The 3310-nt window shown below is 47.3% G+C and carries 3 protein-coding genes; all 3 read left to right on the top strand.

The window, feature by feature from the left end; genetic code table 11:
• On the top strand, positions 1-531 hold a 531-nt coding region (locus FJZ26_05095; protein ID MBM3229783.1), incomplete at its 5' end, for a type 2 isopentenyl-diphosphate Delta-isomerase.
• 56 nt (positions 532-587) lie between these two features.
• A complete protein-coding gene (locus FJZ26_05100; protein ID MBM3229784.1) occupies positions 588-902 on the top strand; it encodes a hypothetical protein in 315 nt (104 codons plus the stop codon).
• Between the two features lie 187 nt (positions 903-1089).
• A complete protein-coding gene (gltX, locus tag FJZ26_05105; protein ID MBM3229785.1) occupies positions 1090-2808 on the top strand; it encodes a glutamate--tRNA ligase in 1719 nt (572 codons plus the stop codon).
• The last annotated feature ends 502 nt before the right edge of the window (positions 2809-3310 follow it).

A 3310-nucleotide genomic window follows, 5' to 3' on the forward strand; every position in this document is an offset into this window, starting at 1 on the left:
TCAGCAGTTGCCGACGCCTTTGGCAACCTGTGCGACAGGCTGGATGTCCCAGTAATTGCAAAGGAAACCGGGGCGGGCATATCGGACAGGGTAGCCCGCCAGCTTGCAGACCTTGGGGCCAAGATGGTCAATGTATCTGGAGCCGGCGGGACCTCATGGAGTAAAGTAGAGTATGCAAGGCAGGGCTTTGTCCAGGGGTTTGGGGAGTGGGGCATCCCAACAGCAGTCTCGATAATGATGTGCTCAAAAATCCTTCCAACTATCGCAAGTGGGGGTGTGCGAAGCGGCATTGACATAGCCAAGTCAATGGCGCTTGGGGCAAGGCTTGGCGCTTCGGCAAGCCCGTTTCTCAAGGCAAAGGACCCGTCGCTTCTAATCAAGGATTGGGCAAAACAGGTTAGGACTGTCATGTTTTTGACAAGCTGCAAAAACCTGTCAGAGCTTGCAAACGCAAGGCTTGTTTTCTCTGGAAACGTGTCCAAGTACATGTTCTGCATGGGCATTGACCATTACAAATACTCGCAGAGGTAATAAAATAAATGCAATTGAACTGCCTTCAGTAAGCCAATCTCGCAAGGAGGGATACTATGCCAAAAACGCCCAAGAATCAAACCGCAACGAAAGCAACAAACCAGACCAGCCGCGAATCAAAAAATCCGTGGCTTGCTGCGGCATTAAATTTTATACTATATGGCCTTGGGTATATCTATGCTGGCAAGCGTGTTTATTTTGGGATAGGACTTGTAATCACTGACATGATTTGGATTGGCTTAATCTTTCTTGAATATGCTGCCGGAGTAAATCAAGCTCTCTTGTCATTGTCCGTAGGGTCAATCCTTCTTGGCATAATGTTTGCTTATGATGGCTACAATACTGTTCAAGAATCAAACAGCCCAAGCTAGCGGAATACGCCCATACTTCACAAAATTTGCTCCAACTTGAAATAATTGCCTAAAGGTATTTTTTCTTCAAATTCCGCGTGCTAGCTAGTTTTATATTATTGCAAGTCCAAACTCAACACACCTTCATACTTAGCCAAACTGCTTGCATACCTGGCATACTTATGCTTTGGCTATTCTTGGTTATCTTATGGCAGACGAACCCCTTCTTGAAAAAATCATCCTCAAGCACGCGCTTAAAAATGCCTTTGACTATGGCAAGGCAAGCCCTGGCAACCTTGTCGGAAAAGTCATTGGCGCTGCCCCCCAGGCAAAGGCTGACATGAAAAGCCTGATGCAAAAAATAAATGAAATCGTAGGCACAGTAAATTCCTATTCAAAGCAGCAGCTTGAGTCAGAAATGAAAAACTTCATCTATGAGATAAAAGCTGAGGAGGAAAAAAAACTTGAACTTCCGGACGCCGTGCAAGGGCAAGTAATTACACGCTTCCCGCCGGAGCCAAACGGATACCCCCATATTGGCCACGCCAAGGCAGCCTGGCTTGACTGCGAAGCTGCAAAAGCGTATGGTGGCAAATTCATTCTCCGCTTTGACGACACGAACCCTGAAAAGGAGAAGCAGGAATATGTTGATGCCATAATTTACTGGCTGACCTGGCTTGGCATCAAGCCGGACGGGCCAATTCTTTTCGCATCAGACTTCATGCCGCAGCTAATAGGTTATGCAGACACATTAATTGCCACCGGGAACGCTTATGTTTGCACGTGCGCTTTGGAAGAGGCCAAAAAAAATCGCTTTGAGGGCAAGGAATGCGTTTGCAAATCTGCAAGCGAGTCTGAAACAATGGCGGCCTGGGCCAAGCTTCTCTCAGGTGAATTTTCACGCGGCCAGGCATCCTTGCGCATAAAGGCGGACATGAAAAGCCAGAATACGGCCATGCGAGACCCGACGATTTTCCGCTCAATAACGTCTCCTCACTATAGGCAGGGGTCCAAATACAAAGTCTGGCCCACCTATGACTTCCAGGCCCCGATTCTCGATTCGCTTAATGGAGTCACCCATGCAATGCGCACCAAAGAATACGAGCTTCGCGATGAGCTTTACTATTTCGTACTTGACAGGCTGCAGCTAAGAAAACCTCTCCTTGTTGAATTCTCCCGCCTTGCAATAAAAAACGCCCCAATCTCAAAGCGCCTTCTTGCCCCGCTTATATCTGAAAAGAAAGTCTGGGGGTGGGATGACCCGCGCCTTCCAACGCTGGCCGGTCTTGCAAGAAGAGGCATAAAACCGCAAGCAATCAAGAACTTTGTCCTATCTTTTGGCATCTCTAAAGTCGAGTCCGAGCCCTCATGGGACAAGTTGCTGCATGAGAACAAGAAACTGATTGACCCGATTGCAAGAAGGCTGTTTTTTGTTGCAAATCCGGCAAGGCTTTGCATATCTGGCTACCATTCCCACACTGCAAGCCTTCCAAACCACCCGAAATCAGACCTTGGCTCAAGGCAGGTCAGCTGCGACGGGAATTTTTATGTTTCAGGTGCGGATGCTGCAAAGTTTTCAGCCGGGGAGAAGGTGCGCCTCAAGGGGGACTGCAATTTTATTGTTGGGGAAAACGCAAACGGAGTGACCAATGCCTCCTTTGACGAATCGGCCGAGCTTCCAAAAAAAATAATACACTGGGTTGCAATGTCTGATGCAGTGCCTTGCAAGGTGTTTGTACTTCATGACCTGCTTTTGGATGATGGCGAAACCTTTAATGAAAAAAGCATGGAAGTCGTTGAGGGGTTTGTGGAATCGGCTGCCAACTCCTTGAAAATTGGCGAAACTGTTCAGTTTGAGCGCTTTGGCTTTTGCACACTTGACAGGAAAACTCCAGATGCCCTGGAGTTTATCTTCAGCCACCCATAACTCCTGCCTGTTTTTGTATCAACTATTTTTCTTTTGCAATTTTCCAAAGCAGCCGGAAGTAGTCCCTATATGCCTTGGCTATGGTTGCATCTTGGACAAGGAAAATAACCGGCTCCTATTTTCTCCACAACTGCGAAAACGTCCACGACTCAATGTTCTGCTTTAATTCCAAGAATCTCCGATATGCAATTGCAAATGTGGAGGTTGGGCGGGAAAGCTTCATGCAAGCAAAGGGAATGCTGCTTGTCAAGATTGCAGGTGAGCTTGAAAAAAACGGAAACCTAGACATGAGCATCTATAATCTTCAAAAAGGAGGGAAAAAAGCCGCAAGCAATCAGCTCTTGCTTTTGGCTAGCTGTAAATCTCGCTTACGATTTCGTCCTCGGCGCTTTTTCCCTTTCCTTTCAGCACTTTTTTTCTTGGGACTACAATCCTGTGCGTCCGCGCCTTTTTGCCTGGGATAAAGTCTATTACTTTCATGTTGAGCTTGACTGGCTCCTTT

The organism is Candidatus Parvarchaeota archaeon, from assembly GCA_016866895.1.
Taxonomy (GTDB): Archaea; Micrarchaeota; Micrarchaeia; order Anstonellales; family VGKX01; genus VGKX01.